The sequence below is a fragment of the Streptococcus sanguinis genome, assembly GCF_050225395.1.
Classification (GTDB): domain Bacteria; phylum Bacillota; class Bacilli; order Lactobacillales; family Streptococcaceae; genus Streptococcus.
In genome coordinates, this window is record NZ_CP071431.1 from 25,472 (window position 1) to 43,633 (window position 18,162).

Annotated in this window: 15 protein-coding genes; 14 read left to right on the forward strand and 1 reads right to left on the reverse strand. The window is 45.8% G+C overall.

Going from position 1 to position 18,162, the window contains the following annotated elements:
- The first annotated feature begins 23 nt into the window (after window positions 1-23).
- From J1C81_RS00210 to purH, 14 genes are all read left to right on the forward strand, one after another.
- Window positions 24-989 (forward strand): ribose-phosphate diphosphokinase, encoded by a 966-nt coding sequence (locus J1C81_RS00210; protein WP_002916813.1) that lies wholly within the window; start codon window positions 24-26, stop codon window positions 987-989.
- A gap of 314 nt (window positions 990-1,303) precedes the next feature.
- The gene (locus J1C81_RS00215) at window positions 1,304-1,873 is read left to right on the forward strand and encodes an LPKTxAVK-anchored surface protein (RefSeq protein ID WP_002916812.1); all 570 of its coding nucleotides are present in this window, start codon (window positions 1,304-1,306) and stop codon (window positions 1,871-1,873) included.
- A gap of 94 nt (window positions 1,874-1,967) precedes the next feature.
- Complete coding sequence (gene srtB, locus J1C81_RS00220) at window positions 1,968-2,810, forward strand: class B sortase, LPKTxAVK-specific (RefSeq protein ID WP_002916811.1); 843 nt, start codon at window positions 1,968-1,970, stop codon at window positions 2,808-2,810.
- Window positions 2,811-2,989: 179 nt separating this feature from the next.
- Window positions 2,990-4,162 carry a pyridoxal phosphate-dependent aminotransferase gene (locus tag J1C81_RS00225; RefSeq protein WP_002916810.1) on the forward strand — a complete coding sequence of 391 codons (1,173 nt, stop codon included), beginning with the start codon at window positions 2,990-2,992 and terminating at the stop codon, window positions 4,160-4,162.
- Window positions 4,155-4,928, forward strand: coding sequence for a DNA repair protein RecO (gene recO, locus J1C81_RS00230; protein WP_002916808.1), 774 nt, complete (start codon window positions 4,155-4,157; stop codon window positions 4,926-4,928). Before J1C81_RS00225 ends, recO begins: the two co-directional genes overlap by 8 nt.
- Window positions 4,929-4,933: 5 nt before the next feature.
- A complete protein-coding gene (gene plsX / locus J1C81_RS00235; protein WP_002901940.1) occupies window positions 4,934-5,932 on the forward strand; it encodes a phosphate acyltransferase PlsX in 999 nt (332 codons plus the stop codon).
- A gap of 2 nt (window positions 5,933-5,934) precedes the next feature.
- Complete coding sequence (locus J1C81_RS00240; RefSeq protein ID WP_002898839.1) at window positions 5,935-6,183, forward strand: acyl carrier protein; 249 nt, start codon at window positions 5,935-5,937, stop codon at window positions 6,181-6,183.
- Window positions 6,184-6,334: 151 nt separating this feature from the next.
- Window positions 6,335-7,042 carry a phosphoribosylaminoimidazolesuccinocarboxamide synthase gene (gene purC, locus J1C81_RS00245; protein ID WP_002901941.1) on the forward strand — a complete coding sequence of 236 codons (708 nt, stop codon included), beginning with the start codon at window positions 6,335-6,337 and terminating at the stop codon, window positions 7,040-7,042.
- Between the two features lie 19 nt (window positions 7,043-7,061).
- The gene (locus J1C81_RS00250) at window positions 7,062-10,796 is read left to right on the forward strand and encodes a phosphoribosylformylglycinamidine synthase (protein ID WP_002916806.1); all 3,735 of its coding nucleotides are present in this window, start codon (window positions 7,062-7,064) and stop codon (window positions 10,794-10,796) included.
- 98 nt (window positions 10,797-10,894) lie between these two features.
- Entirely contained in the window at window positions 10,895-12,334 is a 1,440-nt protein-coding gene (purF, locus tag J1C81_RS00255; protein WP_002907653.1) for an amidophosphoribosyltransferase, read from the forward strand.
- Between the two features lie 59 nt (window positions 12,335-12,393).
- Window positions 12,394-13,416 carry a phosphoribosylformylglycinamidine cyclo-ligase gene (gene purM, locus J1C81_RS00260; protein ID WP_002916804.1) on the forward strand — a complete coding sequence of 341 codons (1,023 nt, stop codon included), beginning with the start codon at window positions 12,394-12,396 and terminating at the stop codon, window positions 13,414-13,416.
- Window positions 13,413-13,964: a phosphoribosylglycinamide formyltransferase gene (gene purN / locus J1C81_RS00265; protein WP_002916803.1), complete on the forward strand. Its 552-nt coding sequence runs from the start codon at window positions 13,413-13,415 to the stop codon at window positions 13,962-13,964. The genes purM and purN overlap by 4 nt, the downstream gene beginning before the upstream one ends.
- A gap of 44 nt (window positions 13,965-14,008) precedes the next feature.
- On the forward strand, window positions 14,009-14,473 hold the full coding sequence (locus tag J1C81_RS00270; RefSeq protein WP_002916802.1) for a GNAT family N-acetyltransferase: 465 nt from the start codon (window positions 14,009-14,011) through the stop codon (window positions 14,471-14,473).
- Window position 14,474: 1 nt separating this feature from the next.
- Window positions 14,475-16,022, forward strand: a complete 1,548-nt coding sequence (purH, locus tag J1C81_RS00275; protein WP_002916801.1) for a bifunctional phosphoribosylaminoimidazolecarboxamide formyltransferase/IMP cyclohydrolase — start codon at window positions 14,475-14,477, stop codon at window positions 16,020-16,022.
- Window positions 16,023-16,158: 136 nt separating this feature from the next.
- Here purH and lytF read toward each other — a convergent pair whose 3' ends face one another.
- Entirely contained in the window at window positions 16,159-18,108 is a 1,950-nt protein-coding gene (gene lytF, locus J1C81_RS00280) for a murein hydrolase LytF (protein WP_002916799.1), read from the reverse strand.
- Window positions 18,109-18,162 lie beyond the last annotated feature (54 nt).

Genomic DNA, 18,162 nt, shown 5'->3' on the forward strand with positions numbered 1-18,162 from the left:
CGATTTAGAATCTGGAGGGAATCATGTCTTTTTCTGATTTAAAACTCTTTGCTCTTTCTTCTAATCAAGAATTAGCGCAGCGTGTTGCTCAAGAGATTGGATTGCCACTTGGAAAATCAACTGTTCGTCAGTTCTCTGATGGAGAGATTCAAGTGAATATTGAAGAATCTATTCGCGGGAAACACGTCTTTATTTTGCAGTCTACCAGCTCGCCAGTCAATGATAATTTGATGGAAATCTTGATTATGGTAGATGCTTTGAAACGGGCTAGCGCTGAATCCATCAATGTTGTCATGCCTTACTATGGCTATGCTCGACAGGATCGCAAGGCTAGAGCTCGTGAGCCAATTACATCTAAATTAGTTGCTAATATGTTGGAAATTGCTGGTGTGGATCGGATGCTGACTATTGATTTGCACGCGGCGCAAATCCAGGGCTTCTTTGACATTCCAGTGGATCATTTGATGGGTGCACCTTTGATTGCTGATTACTTTGAGCGCCGTAATATGACAGGAGGAGACTATGTGGTAGTCAGTCCTGACCATGGTGGTGTGAGTCGTGCCCGGAAGTTAGCAGAGTTTCTGAAAACCCCGATTGCGATTATTGATAAGCGTCGCAGTGTGGACAAGATGAATAGCAGTGAAGTTATGAACATCATTGGTAAGGTGGAAGGAAAAACTTGTATCTTAATTGATGATATGATTGATACAGCAGGGACTATCTGCCATGCAGCTGACGCTCTCGCTGAAGCAGGGGCTGTAGAAGTCTATGCTAGCTGCACTCATCCAGTCTTGTCTGGTCCTGCTATGGATAATATTCAAAAATCGGCGATTAAAAAATTGGTTGTGCTGGATACAATTTATCTGCCTCAAGAGCTCTTGATTGATAAGATTGAGCAGATTTCAATTGCGCATCTTTTAGGGGAAGCCATTGTCCGTATTCATGAAAAACGGCCGCTGTCACCCTTGTTTGAAATAGGTAAAAAATAATCTGAGATATATGGCTGGGATACATAATTTCTGGCCTCTTTTTTATTCTATTCCTACTATCTTTTTTAAAAAAAGTCCAACATTCACTTTAAAAGAAAACTCAAATTACTTGATGTTTCAAATATAAATAAATGACCATTTAAATAGTTGGTAAATTTACAATTTGTCTCATCCCTTGGTATTATTTGGTTTTAAAAATTTTTATGTAGTAAAATTCTTGACTTTTTTTAGAGTTCGAACTATACTTAATAGTAGGTAATATTAGGTAACGGGGAGTTACAATTATTTTTGAAAAGTAACGAGGAGATGAGATAATGAAAAAGGTTTTGCTTTCAAGTGCTGTGGCCCTTTCACTTTTCGCGGCTGCTGCACCAGTATTTGCTGAGGGTACAGCCAGTCTTTGGGTTAATGACATTGATAATAATGAAGTTCCCCAAGGCAGTACGGACTCAGAATCTAATAAAGTTATGGATGAGTTGCAGGCCTATAGAGATGCACAATCAGCTCTGGATCAGCAAGTTGCTGAAGCTAAGAAAGCTCCGGTTGGCAAAAGTGCTGTGATGGAGGATCAAGCTGGTAACAAAGTTCTTGTTATTGGTGAGGGAGAGTCGGCCAATGCTGATCAGCCTTCAGTGGCACCATCTACTACAGATCCATCTACACCGGCTTATTCGGCAGCACCTTACTCCACAGCCTCTTCATCAGTTCCAACTTTTCCAGTACCGTCTCAATCTTCGGCGGCATCGTCTTCAACAGCAGGTAAAAAGAAGGCTAAAAAATCAGAAAATAAAGCAAAAAAAACTCCGGAAGCAAAAGAAGAGAATAAGGAAAATGAGGAGAATTCTGAAGAAAAGTCACTTCCTAAGACAAGTGCAGTCAAATAATTTTGTCTTTAATTTGTGCTAACGCCTAAATATCACTGAGCCTTTGTTCGGTGATATTTTTTGTAAAAAATGAAAAATAAAGGATTTTTAGATTATGCAAGAAAAAGATAGGAGTCAAACTTCGAATAAGAAACAGCTCCTTGTTGTTGGCATCTGCCTCCTGCTGATTGTTCTGGTTATTTTTTCTGTTTTTTATTCTTTCCGTTCATCAGCATCAGGTAGCAAGCTTCGAGTTTCGCATCCTAGCAGGATTGAAACGTCAAGCTCATCTGCATCTTCAAGTCAGACAGAAAAGGAATATTTAGCAGAGCGTTTTGCTAAACTGAAGGCTGTCAATTCAGAAACGATAGGCTATGTCTATGCTCCTGGTACACAGTTGGATGAGCCAGTGGTGCAAACGAAAGATAATGCGACTTATCTGCTGAAGACTTTTGAAGGAAAGCAAGAGCCCTATATGGGAGCGGTCTTTATGGATAAGGACAATCATAAAGATTTCAGCGATCGTCTGACTTGGCTTTTCGGGCATGCTCGGGGTAGCAAGGCAGGAGATCATCGCATGTTTAATGATGTCAACTACTATGATCGTCAGGATTATTTTGACAAACATAGATATGTCGTGATTGAGACTCCTGAGCGTAAGTATTATTATCAAGCTATGGGACTGGTCATCGTGCCGGAAGAGACGGCTTTTTATCGGACGGAGTTTAAGGACGACGAGGATTTTACAACTCAGCTCAGAAATATCTATGAGGCTGCTCGTACTAAGGATCCTAAAATCCAGATTAAGGCGAGTGACCGGTATTTGGTTCTCTCAACCTGTCGTGAGGAAGATGATACGATTCGTTCTAACCTTTATTTGCGGCAGATTCCTGATTCAGAACTGCCAGATTTTCTGGCCAAGCATGGCAAGGAATTGACTTATACTCCGACTCGTTGACTGGCCAGTCACATGAGATGTGGCTATATCCATTATCTAGCAGTAAAGAATTTTAAGGCAAGGAAAAAAGGGACTAAGTGCAAGCTTAGTCCTTTTTCTGCATAAGAAATCATGTAATAGCTTTTGCTATGCTTCTGCATTTATAGTATAATAGTTCTATTGAGCGGCTGGAGGTATGTATGGATTTAAGTAAGAAATTTAATAAAAACTTAGAAAAAATAGAAATTTCGCTGATTCGTCAGTTTGACCAATCAATTTCTGCTATTCCGGGAGTTCTTCGGCTAACCTTAGGGGAGCCGGACTTTACAACACCGGATCATATCAAAGAAGCAGCCAAGGTGGCGATTGATGCTAATCAAAGTCACTACACTGGTATGAGCGGTCTCTTGGAGCTGCGTCAGGCGGCTAGCAGCTTTGTGAAAGAAAAGTACAATCTGCACTATCGCCCGGAAGATGAGGTTTTGGTCACAATTGGGGCGACAGAGGCCTTGTCAGCTACGCTGACAGCTATTTTAGAAGAAGGAGACAAGGTCTTGCTGCCAGCTCCTGCTTATCCAGGCTATGAGCCCATTGTCAATCTAGTAGGGGCGGAGATTGTCGAGATTGATACAACGGCCAATAACTTTGTCCTCACTCCAGAGATGCTGGAAGCAGCTATTTTGGAGCAGGGCGAGCAGCTAAAAGCGGTCATTCTTAATTATCCAGCCAATCCGACCGGCGTGACTTATTCGCGGGAGCAGATAAAAGCTCTGGCGGATGTCCTAGGAAAATACCAAGTCTTTGTGGTCTGCGATGAGGTCTATTCTGAGCTGACCTATACAGAGCAGGGGCATGTCTCCATCGCGGAGTATCTGCCAGACCAAACTATCGTCATCAACGGCTTGTCTAAGTCTCATGCCATGACTGGCTGGCGGTTGGGCTTTATCTTTGCTCCAGCAGTTTTCACTGCTCAGCTGATTAAGAGCCATCAGTATCTCGTAACAGCAGCCAATACCATGGCTCAGTTTGCAGGCATTGAAGCCCTGATAGTTGGGAAAGATGATGCGGAGCCAATGAAGGCTGAGTATATCCAGCGTCGCGACTATATCATAGAGAAAATGGCTGAGCTAGGCTTTAAGATTATCAAACCAGAAGGGGCTTTTTATATTTTTGCTAAGATACCAGATGGTTATAATCAAGATTCGTTCGCCTTTCTGCAGGATTTTGCGGAGAAGAAGGCCGTGGCCTTTATCCCGGGGGCGGCTTTTGGTCAATACGGGGAAGGCTATATCCGTCTGTCCTATGCGGCTAGTATGGAGACGATTCGAGAAGCCCTGAAACGCCTCAAGGACTACATGGAGGACTATGCTTAAATCTCTAACAAGTCAAGGTCTGGTTCTCTATAACCGCAATTTCCGCGAGGATGATAAGCTGGTAAAGATCTTTACGGAACAGGCTGGTAAGCGTATGTTTTTCGTCAAGCATGCTAGTAAATCCAAGCTAGCACCCGTCATTCAGCCTTTGACTGCGGCGAACTTGCTGATGAAAATCAATGATGATGGTCTTAGCTATATCAAGGACTATCAGAATGTAGTCACCTATCATCGCATCAATGAGGACTTATTCATCATGGCCTATGCCAGTTATGTGGCGGCCTTGGCAGATGCCAGTCTTCAGGACAATCAGTCGGATCCGGCGCTCTTTGCTTTTCTGCAGAAAACCCTGGAGCTGATGAATAATGGTCTGGACTATGAAGTGCTGACCAATATCTTTGAGATTCAGATTTTGTCACGTTTTGGAGTTTCACTGAACTTCCATGATTGTGCCTTTTGTCATCGGACGGGTCTGCCTTTTGACTTCTCTTTCAAATATAGCGGAGTTCTTTGCCCTGATCATTACCATCAGGATGAACGGCGATGCCATCTGAATCCCAATCTTCCTTTTCTGCTGGACCAATTTCAGGCGGTCCGCTTTAGCGAATTAGAGACCATTTCTTTGAAGCCAGATATTAAAAAGCAGCTGCGGGATTTTATCGACCTGCTCTATGATGAATATGTCGGCATCCATCTCAAATCCAAAAAATTTATAGATTCTCTGGGGGACTGGGGAAGCATTTTAAAAGATAAGAACGAGGAATAAATCGAATGAAAAAAATAGCTATTGATGCTATGGGAGGGGACAACGCCCCTCAGGCCCTGGTCGAAGGAGTCAATCAAGCGGTACAGGAGTTTTCGGATATTGAAATTCTCCTTTATGGGGATGAAGCGAAAATCAAGCCTTATCTGACTGCTGGTGAGCGGGTCCGCATCATCCACACGGAGGAAAAGATTGACTCGGACGACGAGCCGACCAAGGCCATTCGTCAGAAGAAAGAGGCTAGTATGGTGCTGGCAGCCAAGGCTGTGAAGGCAGGGGAAGCAGATGCCATGCTGTCTGCTGGAAATACTGGAGCGCTTTTGGCAGCAGGCTTCTTTATCGTGGGGCGTATCAAGAATATTGACCGACCGGGGCTCTTATCTACTATGCCAACGGTTGGCGGTCAGGGATTTGATATGCTGGATCTGGGAGCCAATGCTGAAAACACAGCCCATCATTTACACCAGTATGCGACTTTGGGTTCTTTCTATGCTGAAAATGTCCGAGGAATCAAGAAGCCGAGGGTGGGTCTCTTGAATAACGGAACGGAAAGCAGCAAGGGCGATCCTCTGCGCAAGGAAGCCTATGAGCTTTTGTCGGGGGATTCAACACTTAACTTTATCGGCAATGTGGAAGCGCGTGATTTGATGGATGATGTGGCGGATGTTGTCGTTGCAGATGGCTTTACTGGTAATGCTGTTCTGAAATCAATTGAGGGAACTGCTATCAGTATCATGGGTCAGCTGAAGAAGTCTATTTTAGGCGGTGGTTTCAAAGCTAAATTGGGAGCTTGGCTGCTCAAGGACAGCCTGCGAGGGCTCAAGAACAGTCTGGACTATTCTAGTGCAGGCGGTGCAGTTCTATTCGGTTTGAAAGCGCCTGTTGTCAAAACGCATGGCTCTAGCGATGCTAAGGCTGTTTATAGCACGATTCGTCAGATTCGAACCATGCTGGAAACGGATGTTGTTGGTAAATCGGTCATTGAATTTTCAGATGCAAAGGAGTAACTATGAGCGAAAAAGAAATTTATGCAAAAATTGTCGAAATCATTCAAGAACATGACAGCAGTAAGCTGCATGTCACTCCAGAGTTGAATTTGAAAGAAGAACTGGGAGTGGACTCTGTGGATTTGATGGAATTTATCATCAATCTGGAAGAAGCTTTTGATATTGAGATTCCTGATGAGGATATGGATAACTTCAAAACAATTTCCGATGTGGTGGCTTATATCCACGAAAAACTGAAGAAGCAACATTAAAAATCAAAGATCGGTATCTTCCGGTCTTTTTTCGTATCTTGAAAAGGGAACTATTTTCAGCTAGACACAGAAAGTTTATACGGAATTTCTTGTAAAATATATTCAAAGATGATAAAATGAGGGTATAAAACCACGAAAGGCGAATATTAAAATGTCTAATAAGTTATTATATTCGGGAAAAGCTAAGGATATTTTCTCTACAGATGATGAGCAAGTCATTCTGGCACGCTACAAGGACCAGGCAACGGCTTTTAATGGAGTCAAGAAGGAGCAGATTGCTGGTAAAGGAGTGCTCAACAACCAGATTTCATCTTTTATTTTTGAGAAACTCAATGCAGCTGGTGTGGCGACGCATTTCATTGAGAAGGTTTCGGATACGGACCAGCTAAATAAAAAAGTAGAGATTATTCCTTTGGAAGTGGTGCTGCGCAACTACACGGCGGGTTCTTTTTCCAAACGTTTTGGAGTAGAAGAGGGTATCGCGCTTGAAACTCCGATTGTGGAATTTTACTACAAAAATGATGATTTGGACGATCCTTTCATCAATGACGAACATGTGAAATTCTTGAAGATTGCTAGCGACGAAGAAATTGCCTTTTTGAAAGAGGAGACTCGTCGGATCAATGAGCTCTTGTCAGACTGGTTCCGACAAATCGGACTGAAATTGATTGATTTCAAGTTAGAGTTCGGCTTTGATAAAGATGGCAAGATTATTCTGGCAGATGAATTTTCACCAGACAATTGCCGCCTCTGGGATGCGGAAGGTCATCACATGGATAAGGATGTTTTCCGGCGTGGCCTTGGTGAACTGACAGATGTCTATCAGGTTGTTTGGGAAAAATTGCAGGCGATTAAGTAAGGGCAGGGTGTGAAAAATCATGGACAAGCGTATTTTTGTAGAGAAGAAGAGTAACTTCGGTGTGAAGTCACAGAGCTTGGTGAGAGAGCTGACGCACAATCTTCAGTTGAAAACATTGTCAGATCTTCGGATGATTCAAGTTTATGATGTCTTTCATCTGGCAGAAGACTTGGTCGCTCGTGCTGAAAAGCATATTTTCTCCGAGCAGGTGACTGATAGATTGCTGACGGAGGAGGAAGTAGAGGCTGCACTTGCAGAGACAGCGTTTTTTGCCATCGAAGCGCTGCCGGGTCAGTTTGACCAGCGGGCAGCCAGCTCTCAGGAGGCCCTCTTTTTGCTCGGCGCTGGGACAGATGTTCTGGTGAGGCCAGCTCAGCTTTATTTGGTCAATAAAGACATCTCAGACAGCGAGTTGGAAGCAATCAAGAAATACTTGCTGAATCCAGTTGATTCACGCTTTAAAGATATTGAGCAACCAATCCAGCTGGAGCAATTCTCCGAGTCAGATAAGACCATTCCGGTTCTAGACTTCTTTAAGGACTATACGGAAGTGGACTTTAAGGCCTACAAGCAGGAGCATGGTCTGGCAATGGAAGTGGCAGATTTGCTCTTCATTCAGGACTATTTCAAGTCGATTGGCCGTTTCCCGACGGAGACCGAGCTCAAGGTTCTGGATACTTACTGGTCTGACCACTGTCGACACACGACCTTTGAGACGGAGTTGAAGAAGATTGATTTTTCAGCTTCTAAGTTTGAAAAGCAGTTGCAGGCCACTTATGATAAATACTTGGCTATGCGAGATGAGCTGGGACGTGGTGACAAACCGCAGACTCTCATGGATATGGCGACTATTTTTGGTCGCTACGAGCGAGCTAATGGCCGTCTGGATGACATGGAAGTGTCTGATGAGATCAATGCCTGCTCAGTAGAGATTGAAGTGGATGTGGATGGCATCAAAGAGCCTTGGCTGCTGATGTTTAAAAATGAAACCCACAACCACCCAACAGAAATTGAGCCCTTTGGTGGGGCTGCGACCTGTATTGGCGGAGCCATTCGTGATCCACTTTCTGGTCGTTCTTATGTTTATCAGGCTATGAGGATTTCTGGTGCAGGTGATATTACTCAGCCGATTGCTGAAACGCGGGCTGGCAAGCTCCCTCAGCAGGTCATTTCAAAAACAGCTGCACATGGCTATTCTTCCTATGGGAATCAAATTGGTCTAGCAACGACCTATGTCCGTGAGTATTTCCATCCAGGCTTTGTAGCCAAGCGGATGGAGCTAGGTGCAGTTGTTGGTGCGGCTCCTAAGGAAAATGTCGTCCGTGAAAAGCCAGTAGCAGGTGATGTGGTTATCTTGCTGGGAGGCAAGACAGGCCGTGATGGTGTCGGCGGTGCCACTGGCTCGTCCAAAGTACAGACAGCTGCGTCTGTAGAGACGGCTGGCGCGGAAGTACAAAAAGGAAATGCTATTGAGGAGCGCAAGATTCAGCGCCTCTTCCGCGATGGCAATGTGACTCGTCTCATCAAGAAATCCAATGATTTTGGAGCCGGCGGAGTCTGCGTAGCTATTGGTGAATTGGCGGACGGATTGGAAATTGACCTTGACAAGGTACCACTCAAATACCAAGGACTTAACGGTACAGAAATCGCGATTTCTGAGTCGCAAGAGCGGATGGCAGTGGTGGTCCGCCCAGAAGATGTGCAACAATTTATCGCTGCAGCAGCTAAGGAAAATCTGCTGGCAGTCGTTGTGGCTAAAGTGACAGAAAAGCCAAATCTAGTCATGTACTGGAACGGGGAAACTATCGTGGATATTGAGCGGAGTTTTCTGGATACCAATGGTGTGCGTGTGGTTGTGGATGCCAAGGTTGTGGATGCCCAAGAAGTACTGCCAGGGCAGGCTGTGACTTCTGAAGCAAGTCTGGAGCAGGACCTCAAGAGCTTACTCAGCGACCTCAATCATACCAGTCAAAAGGGGCTACAGACTATCTTTGACAGCTCTGTTGGTCGCTCTACTGTCAATCATCCTATCGGCGGGCGCTACCAAATCACGCCGACTGAGGCTTCTGTGCAGAAGCTGCCAGTTGAGCATGGCAAGACTGAGACGGTCTCTGTGATGGCGCAGGGCTACAATCCTTATGTAGCAGCTTGGTCACCTTATCATGGAGCAGCTTATGCAGTGATTGAAGCGACAGCTCGCTTGGTTGCTGCTGGTTCCGACTGGTCCAAGGCTCGCTTCTCTTATCAGGAATACTTTGAGCGGATGGACAAGCAGGCCGAGCGTTTTGGACAGCCGGTCTCTGCTCTGCTTGGTTCGATTGAAGCTCAGATTCAGCTAGGTTTGCCGTCTATTGGTGGTAAGGATTCCATGAGCGGAACTTTTGAAGAATTGACCGTGCCGCCGACCTTGGTAGCTTTTGGCGTGACTACTTCAACTGCTGGGCGCATCCTGTCTCCAGAGTTTAAGGCGGCAGGAGAGTCTATCTACTATCTGCCAGGACAGGTCCTGTCTCAGGATATTGACTTTGACTTAATCAAGAATAACTTTGAAAATTTTGCGGCCATTCAGGATAAGTATGAGATTACCGCTGCCGCTGCTGTCAAATACGGTGGTCTGGCAGAGAGTCTGGCCTTGATGAGCTTTGGTAATCGTATCGGTGCCCAAGTGGATGTTGCTGATTTGCCTTCCGTTTTGCAGGCGCAGCTGGGCGGATTTGTCTTTACCAGTCCAGAGCAGGATATTCCAGGTGCAGTGAAGATCGGTCAGACCAAGTCAGACTTTACACTGATTGTCAATGGTGTCCAGCTTGAGGGAGCAGAGCTCTTGGCAAGCTTTGAAGGCCGACTAGAGCCTATCTACCCGACAGAATTCAAACAGGAAAAAGTTATTGGAGAAGTGCCGGCTCTTGTCGCTGATACAGTTATCAAAGCCAAAGGGACAGTAGCGGAGCCGTTAGTTTACATCCCAGTCTTCCCTGGAACCAACTCAGAATACGACTCAGCCAAAGCATTTGAAGCAGCTGGAGCTAAGGTCAATCTAGTTCCCTTCGTCACTTTGGATGAAGCAGCCATTGTCAAGTCCGTAGACAGAATGGTTGACAACATTGACAAGGCAAATATCATCTTCTTTTCAGGCGGCTTCTCTGCTGCAGATGAGCCAGATGGCTCAGCTAAGTTTATCGTCAACATCCTGCTAAACGAGAAGGTCAAGAAAGCCATCGATGCTTTCATTGCTCGCGGCGGTCTCATCATTGGTATCTGTAATGGCTTCCAGGCTCTGGTTAAATCCGGCCTTCTTCCTTACGGAAACTTTGAAGAAGCAGGGGCTAGCAGTCCTACTCTCTTTTACAATGATGCCAACCAGCACGTGGCTAAGATGGTTGAAACCCGCATTGCCAATACCAACTCGCCTTGGCTAGCTGGTGTGCAAGTGGGAGATATCCATGCCATTCCGGTTTCTCATGGTGAAGGGAAATTTGTTGTGACGGCTGAAGAATTTGCTGAGCTGCGCGATAATGGTCAGATTTGGAGTCAGTATGTAGACTTTGACGGTCAGCCGAGCATGGACAGTAAGTATAATCCAAACGGCTCTCTCTACGCTATCGAAGGAATTATGAGTAAGAACGGCCAAATCATCGGGAAGATGGGGCACTCAGAACGTTATGAAGACGGTCTTTTCCAAAATATTCCAGGTCAGAAAGACCAGAAATTGTTTGAAAGTGCCGTTCGTTATTTCCAAGCGAGTCACGAATAAAGTTGGCTTGCAAGAGCAAGCAATCAAAAAAGGAGTCTGCTTGGCCTGATAGGCCAGGTTTTCTCCCTTTTACAAGACAAAAGAATTTAGGTAAAACAATGACATACGAAGTAAAGTCACTGAATGAAGAGTGCGGTATTTTTGGAATCTGGGGCCATCCACAGGCGGCTCAGGTCACCTATTTCGGACTTCATAGTCTGCAGCACCGCGGTCAGGAAGGAGCAGGCATCCTGTCAAACGACCATGGAAAGCTCAAACGCCACCGCGATTTGGGATTGGTTGCAGAGGTCTTTAAGAACCCAGCAGATTTGGATAATCTGACAGGAGAAGCAGCCATCGGCCATGTCCGTTATGCAACGTCTGGCGGAGCCTCCATCAATAATGTCCAGCCTTTCTTCTTCAGTTTCTATGATATGCAGATGGGCTTGGCGCATAATGGCAATCTGACCAATGCCCATTCACTGAGACGGGAGTTAGAAAAGAAGGGTTCCATCTTTGCCAGCTCGTCTGATACGGAAATTCTCATGCACTTGATTCGCCATAGCGAGCAGGAAAATTTCTTAGACAAGCTCAAGGAATCCTTGAGACGAGTTCAGGGCGGCTTTGCCTATCTCATCATGAGAGAGGACAAGCTCTACGCTGCGCTGGATCCTAATGGCTTTCGTCCTTTGTCCATCGGCCGTATGAAAAATGGGGCCTGGGTCGTTTCCAGTGAAACCTGTGCTTTTGAAGTGGTGGGTGCCGAATGGGTGCGTGACCTTGAGCCAGGGGAAATCGTGATTATCGATGATGAAGGTGTGACCTACGACAGCTATACGACAGATACCCAGCTGGCTATTTGCTCAATGGAATATGTCTATTTCGCTCGACCGGACAGCGTCATTCACGGGGTCAATGTCCATGCAGCCCGCAAACGGATGGGCCGCAGACTAGCTCAGGAATTCCAACATGAGGCAGATATCGTTGTCGGCGTGCCTAATTCTTCCCTGTCAGCGGCCTCTGGCTTTTCCGAAGAGTCTGGTCTGCCAAATGAAATGGGCCTGATTAAAAATCAATACATCCAACGGACTTTTATCCAGCCAACGCAGGAGTTGCGAGAGCAAGGAGTTCGGATGAAATTATCTGCTGTTTCCAGCATTGTCAAGGGTAAGCGCGTGGTCATGGTGGATGACTCTATCGTACGGGGAACAACCAGCCGACGCATCGTCCAGCTCCTACGAGATGCAGGTGCAGCTGAAGTCCATGTGGCTATCGGCAGTCCAGAACTTAAATATCCATGTTTTTATGGAATCGATATCCAGAATCGACGCGAGCTCATCTCGGCTAATCATACGGTTGATGAGGTCTGTGAGATTATCGGAGCTGACAGCTTGACTTACCTGTCTCTGGAAGGTCTCATTGAATCAGTCGGTATTGAGACGGATGCTCCAAATGGCGGACTCTGTGTGGCTTACTTTGACGGTCAGTACCCAACTCCGCTCTATGATTATGAAGAGCGCTATCTGGAAAGCCTGAAGGAAAAGACGAGTTTTTATTAAAACGAGGTCAGCGGTAGTTGTCGCAATCTTTTTCAAAAATAAGAGTAAGGAAGAAAATTATGACAAATAAAAATGCATACGCTCAATCCGGTGTGGATGTTGAAGCAGGTTATGAAGTTGTTGAGCGAATCAAAAAACATGTAGCACGTACAGAGCGGGCTGGCGTCATGGGGGCGCTGGGTGGCTTTGGCGGCATGTTTGACCTGTCTCAGACTGGGGTCAAGGAGCCAGTGCTGATTTCTGGTACGGATGGGGTCGGAACCAAGCTTATGTTGGCCATTCAGTATGACAAGCACGATACCATTGGGCAGGATTGTGTAGCCATGTGTGTCAACGACATCATTGCTGCAGGAGCTGAGCCCCTTTACTTCCTAGACTATATTGCCACTGGGAAAAATGAACCAGCTAAACTCGAACAAGTTGTTGCTGGTGTAGCTGAAGGCTGTGTTCAGTCTGGAGCTGCCTTGATTGGCGGGGAAACCGCTGAAATGCCTGGCATGTATGGTGAAGATGACTATGACCTAGCTGGTTTTGCTGTTGGTGTGGCTGAAAAGTCAGAGATTATCGACGGATCTAAAGTCGCAGAGGGCGATGTCCTTTTGGGATTGGCTTCCAGCGGTATTCACTCAAATGGTTATTCTCTCGTTCGTCGTGTTTTTGCGGACTACACCGGTGAAGAAGTCTTACCAGAATTGGAAGGTAAAAAACTCAAGGAAGTGTTGCTTGAGCCGACTCGTATCTATGTCAAGGCTTTGCTGCCGCTGATTAAGGAAAAGCTGGTTCATGGGATTGCCCATATTACTGGTGGTGGTTTTATCGAAAATGTGCCCCGCATGTTTGCTGATGATTTGGCTGCTGAGATTGAAGAAGACAAGATTCCAGTCTTGCCGATTTTTAAGGCCTTAGAAAAATATGGTCACATCAAGCACCAAGAAATGTTTGAAATCTTCAATATGGGGTTAGGGATGATTTTGGCCGTAGCTCCTGAAAATGTGAATCGTGTCAAAGAACTTCTTGCCGAGACTGTTTATGAAGTTGGCCGGATTGTCAAAAAAGAAAATGAAAGTGTCCTTATCAAATGAAAAAAATTGCCGTTTTTGCTTCGGGTAATGGATCAAATTTCCAAGTGATTGCTGAGCAGTTTCCTGTTGAATTTGTCTTTTCAGACCATCGTGATGCCTATGTGCTCGAGCGGGCGGATAAGCTAGGTGTCAAAAGCTATGCCTTTGAGCTCAGAGAATTTGACAGTAAGGTGGCTTACGAGCAAGCTATTGTAGACCTACTAGAAGCGCATCAGATTGACTTGGTTTGCCTGGCAGGCTATATGAAAATCGTTGGACCAACCTTATTGGCAGCTTATGAAGGCCGGATTATCAACATTCATCCTGCTTATCTGCCTGAATTTCCAGGAGCTCATGGCATTGAGGATGCTTGGCAGGCTGGCGTCTCTGAGAGCGGCGTGACCATTCACTGGGTGGACTCGGGTGTGGACACTGGAAAAATTATCCAGCAAGTGCGCGTGCCGCGTTTAGCCGAAGATACGTTGGAAAGTTTTGAAGAACGCATCCATGCCGCCGAGTATCAGCTTTATCCTCAAGTGCTGGAAAGTTTAGAGGTGGGGAGAAGGTAAGAAGTAAATCAAGTTTTGATTGTGCAATATTGCTAGGAGGAAAAATGATTGAGCTGAAATTAGTAGATGAGAGCAGCTTTCAGGCAGTGCTGGATTTGAAAATATCTGAAGCTGATAAACGAGCACGTTTCGTAGCTCCAAATGTGCGCTCTTTAGCTGACGCATGGCTCTACCGGAAAAATGAAGATGTGTTTCCGATGGCAATCTATTGGGATAAGCAAGTGGTTGGCTTTCTCCTACTGGAAATAGACAAGGATGAAGCGGAATACTTTATCTGGCGGATAATGATTGGTCAGCAGTACCAAGGAAGAGGCTATGGTCGAAAAGCCTTGGAAGTTCTGATCAAAAAGGCTCAGATGGATAGAGCTTGTAGTCATATTATCGCAGATTATGTGGTTGGAAATGAAAAAATGAAGCGCCTGCTGACTAGTCTGGGTTTTCAGGAAACAGGATTTATAGAAGAGAATAACGAAGTCGCTATGCGCTTGGATCTAAAGAAAGAGGAATAGAATGACGAAAAAAGCCCTAATCAGTGTATCAGACAAGACAGGCATTGTAGAATTTGCGAAAGAGCTGAAAGCTCTGGGCTGGGATATCATCTCAACCGGTGGTACCAAGGTGGCCTTAGACAATGAAGGAGTGGGCACCATTGCTATTGATGATGTGACTGGCTTTCCAGAGATGATGGATGGCCGTGTCAAGACCCTCCATCCAAACATTCACGGAGGTCTCTTGGCTCGTAGGGACTTGGATAGCCACTTGCAAGCGGCCAGGGAAAATCAGATTGAGCTCATTGACCTGGTCGTGGTCAACCTCTATCCTTTTAAGGAAACCATTCTCAAGCCGGATGTTGAGTATGCGGACGCGGTGGAAAATATTGACATCGGTGGCCCCTCTATGCTGCGCTCTGCAGCTAAAAATCATGCTAGCGTGACAGTTGTCGTAGATCCGGCTGATTATGCTCTTGTTCTGGAAGAGTTGGTAGCAAATGGCCAAACGATCTATGAAACGCGGCAACGTTTGGCAGCCAAGGTTTTCCGTCACACAGCCGCTTACGATGCCTTGATTGCAGATTATTTCACGGATCAGGTGGGCGAAAGCAAGCCTGAAAAGCTGACCTTGACCTATGAACTCAAGCAGCCCATGCGCTACGGGGAAAACCCCCAGCAGGATGCGGATTTCTATCAGACGGCCTTGCCACTGGACTATTCCATCGCTTCCGCCAAGCAGCTGAATGGAAAAGAGTTGTCTTTCAACAACATTCGCGATGCCGATGCGGCCATTCGGATCATTCGTGATTTCAAAGATAGCCCAACTGTTGTGGCGCTAAAACATATGAATCCATGTGGTATCGGTCAGGCAGATGATATCGAGACAGCTTGGGACTATGCCTATGAGTCTGATCCAGTTTCTATTTTTGGTGGGATTGTCGTCCTCAACCGTGAGGTGGATGCTGCGACAGCTGAGAAGATGCACGGTATTTTTCTGGAAATCATCATCGCACCGAGCTACACGGCAGAAGCGCTAGCTATTTTGACCAATAAAAAGAAAAATCTGCGGATTTTGGAGTTGGCTTTTGATGCGCAGGCAGCCTCTGGAGCAGAGAAGGAAGTGACCGGTGTCCTGGGTGGTCTCCTCGTGCAAAACCAAGATGTTATCGAGGAAAATCCAGCTGATTGGCAGGTCGTGACCAAGCGGCAGCCGAGTGAGCAGGAGCGTGTGGCTTTGGAATTTGCTTGGAAGTCCGTCAAATATGTCAAATCTAATGGTATCATCATCACCAATGACCGTCAGGTGCTGGGAGTCGGTCCCGGTCAGACCAACCGTGTGGCTTCTGTCAAGATTGCTATTGAGCAAGCCAAAGATCGCCTTGACGGTGCTGCTCTAGCTTCTGACGCCTTCTTCCCCTTTGCAGACAATATCGAAGAAATCGCGGCAGCTGGTATCAAAGCTATCATCCAGCCGGGTGGATCCGTCCGTGATGAGGAATCTATTATCGCGGCTGACAAGCATGGCTTAACCATGATTTTCACTGGCGTACGGCATTTTAGGCATTAAGAAATAGAAAAAATCCTCGGCTTGACCCGAGGATTTTTGAGTAGTCTTATACTCAATGAAAATCATGAACAAACTAAGCAGTAGCAGTCTGCTCAAAGTACTGGTTTGAAGTGGTTTTGAGGAGTGCGAAAGCGACTTATTTAGGATAGATATAGGTCAGGCGGCCCCAGTAGGAAGCAGTTGGGTCAAACCAGCCACGGAAGTTGCTGATGTACTGCTTGCCGAGGTAGTTAGACTCTTGGATCTGGATGCGGGTATTGGATTCGACATGAGTCACAACACCGACGTGGCCGTAGCCGCCGTCATCCCAGCAGGCGATGGCGCCAACCTCAGGCCTACTGCCGGTACGGAATCCAGCTCTTCTGGCACTAGCCGCCCATTGACCTCCGTTGCCCCAGTAATTTCCTGCCCAAGGAGCTAGAGCCTTGGCTCCCCAAGTACATTGACCGACAGGATAAGTTGTCGCATTAGCAGCGGCATAGTTAGGCTGAATATTAGCTGATTGAACGCTTGATTTCTCAACCTGATAGCTAGTTCCAGTCAGACCAGTCAGTTGTCCCGCTTTTCTACGATAGACATGGGTGTTAAATAGACCGCTCCCCTTGTGATTCTGAGTATCTACGGTGAATTTGTAGGTTCCATTGCCGACCTTATTGGCAGTATACCATTTGATATCATCTTGCCCATTGACTTCTGACCAAGTTGGCAGAATAATATCGCCATCTCCGTAGGCGTCTGTCACTGTCACCTCATAGCGATTAGCCTCAGTTTTCTTGACTGCAACCTTGGCTTGGATTTGGTCAGTAGACATTGAGACAGAATCTGCTGCGTAACTACGCTCACTGCCGTCCTTATAGGTGACATACACATGGTTGTTATAGGTTCCAGACAAAGCCTGATGATTACGGATATCAAAGGTTGCGCTGAAGGTCCCGTCTCCGTTAGGAGTGGTTGTATACCATTTAAGATTGCTCTGATTGCTAGTGCTCCAAATTGGCACCCGGACAGATTGAATAGGTTTAGATAAGCTAGTTTCGGTAGTTTTCACGGTGTAGGTCCCTTGTTTGGGATTGATATTTTCCACCGTAAAAAGAGGTTTCTGTTCCTCGTCCGAAGGTAATTTTCCGCTGTCAACCTCAACTGTCGTTCCTGCTATACCAGTTGATTCCGGTTGAACATAGCTTTGGCCGTAAAGGTGGATATTGTAAGTCCCAGTGTCGTAGTTATGCTTTCTGAGTTCCACCCGAGCGCTGTAGCTACCATCCGGATTTTTGCTTGCTTCGTACCATTGTAGATCATCTTGCCCTTTCTTATCAGACCAAGTTGGAAGAACAATTCGATGCATGGTATCAGGTACGTTTTTGACAGTAATTTCCATGATACCGGTCTGAGGGAAGCTGGTTTCGATTATCGGTTTGGGATTTTCAAGATGGAACGTAGTGCCAGATTGGAAAATCATTTTTCCGTTTACATTTTCATAAGTGTCAACGAAGTATCGTCCATAACCACGATGTTTGGATAGATTAAACTCAGTTAATTCTTCTCCTGCGTCATACCACTGAAGGTCGTCGCTGCCTTTTTCCTCTGACCAGACAGCATGGACAATCTTTGAGTGAGCTTGGTCTTTGTTGCGGGAAAAACTAATGCGCCCTGTACCTCCTGAGACGGATGCATTCGTTTTACTAGCTGGTTTATCTACATGAAAGGTAGTGGCATTTAGAGCTACTAAGCGCTCTCCTATCCGTATGTATGTATGAATATGAAACGTACCATATCCTGGATGGTTGCTTAAGTCAATGTCAGTGATGGGTGTTTGTGGTGTATCATACCATTTCAAATCATCTTGTCCGTTTTCTTCAGACCAAACAGCATGAGCAATAAGATAAGGTTCTTGAGCTTGGGAACGTGTATAACTAATAGAGGCTGTACGATCGTTCACAGTAACATCGACATTGCTGGCACGATCAGTAGGGCCTAGAATTTTGACTTCAGATTCAGGCGTTTCGGTCGCATGAACTGTTGAGTGGCTCGCAAAGAGACCTAGGACGGCTCCGGATAATAAAAACAGTTTTTGATATTTCTTCATAAAACTCCTTTGTGAGAATGGTTTTGGATGGGCCCACCTGTATTATTCGGAAAA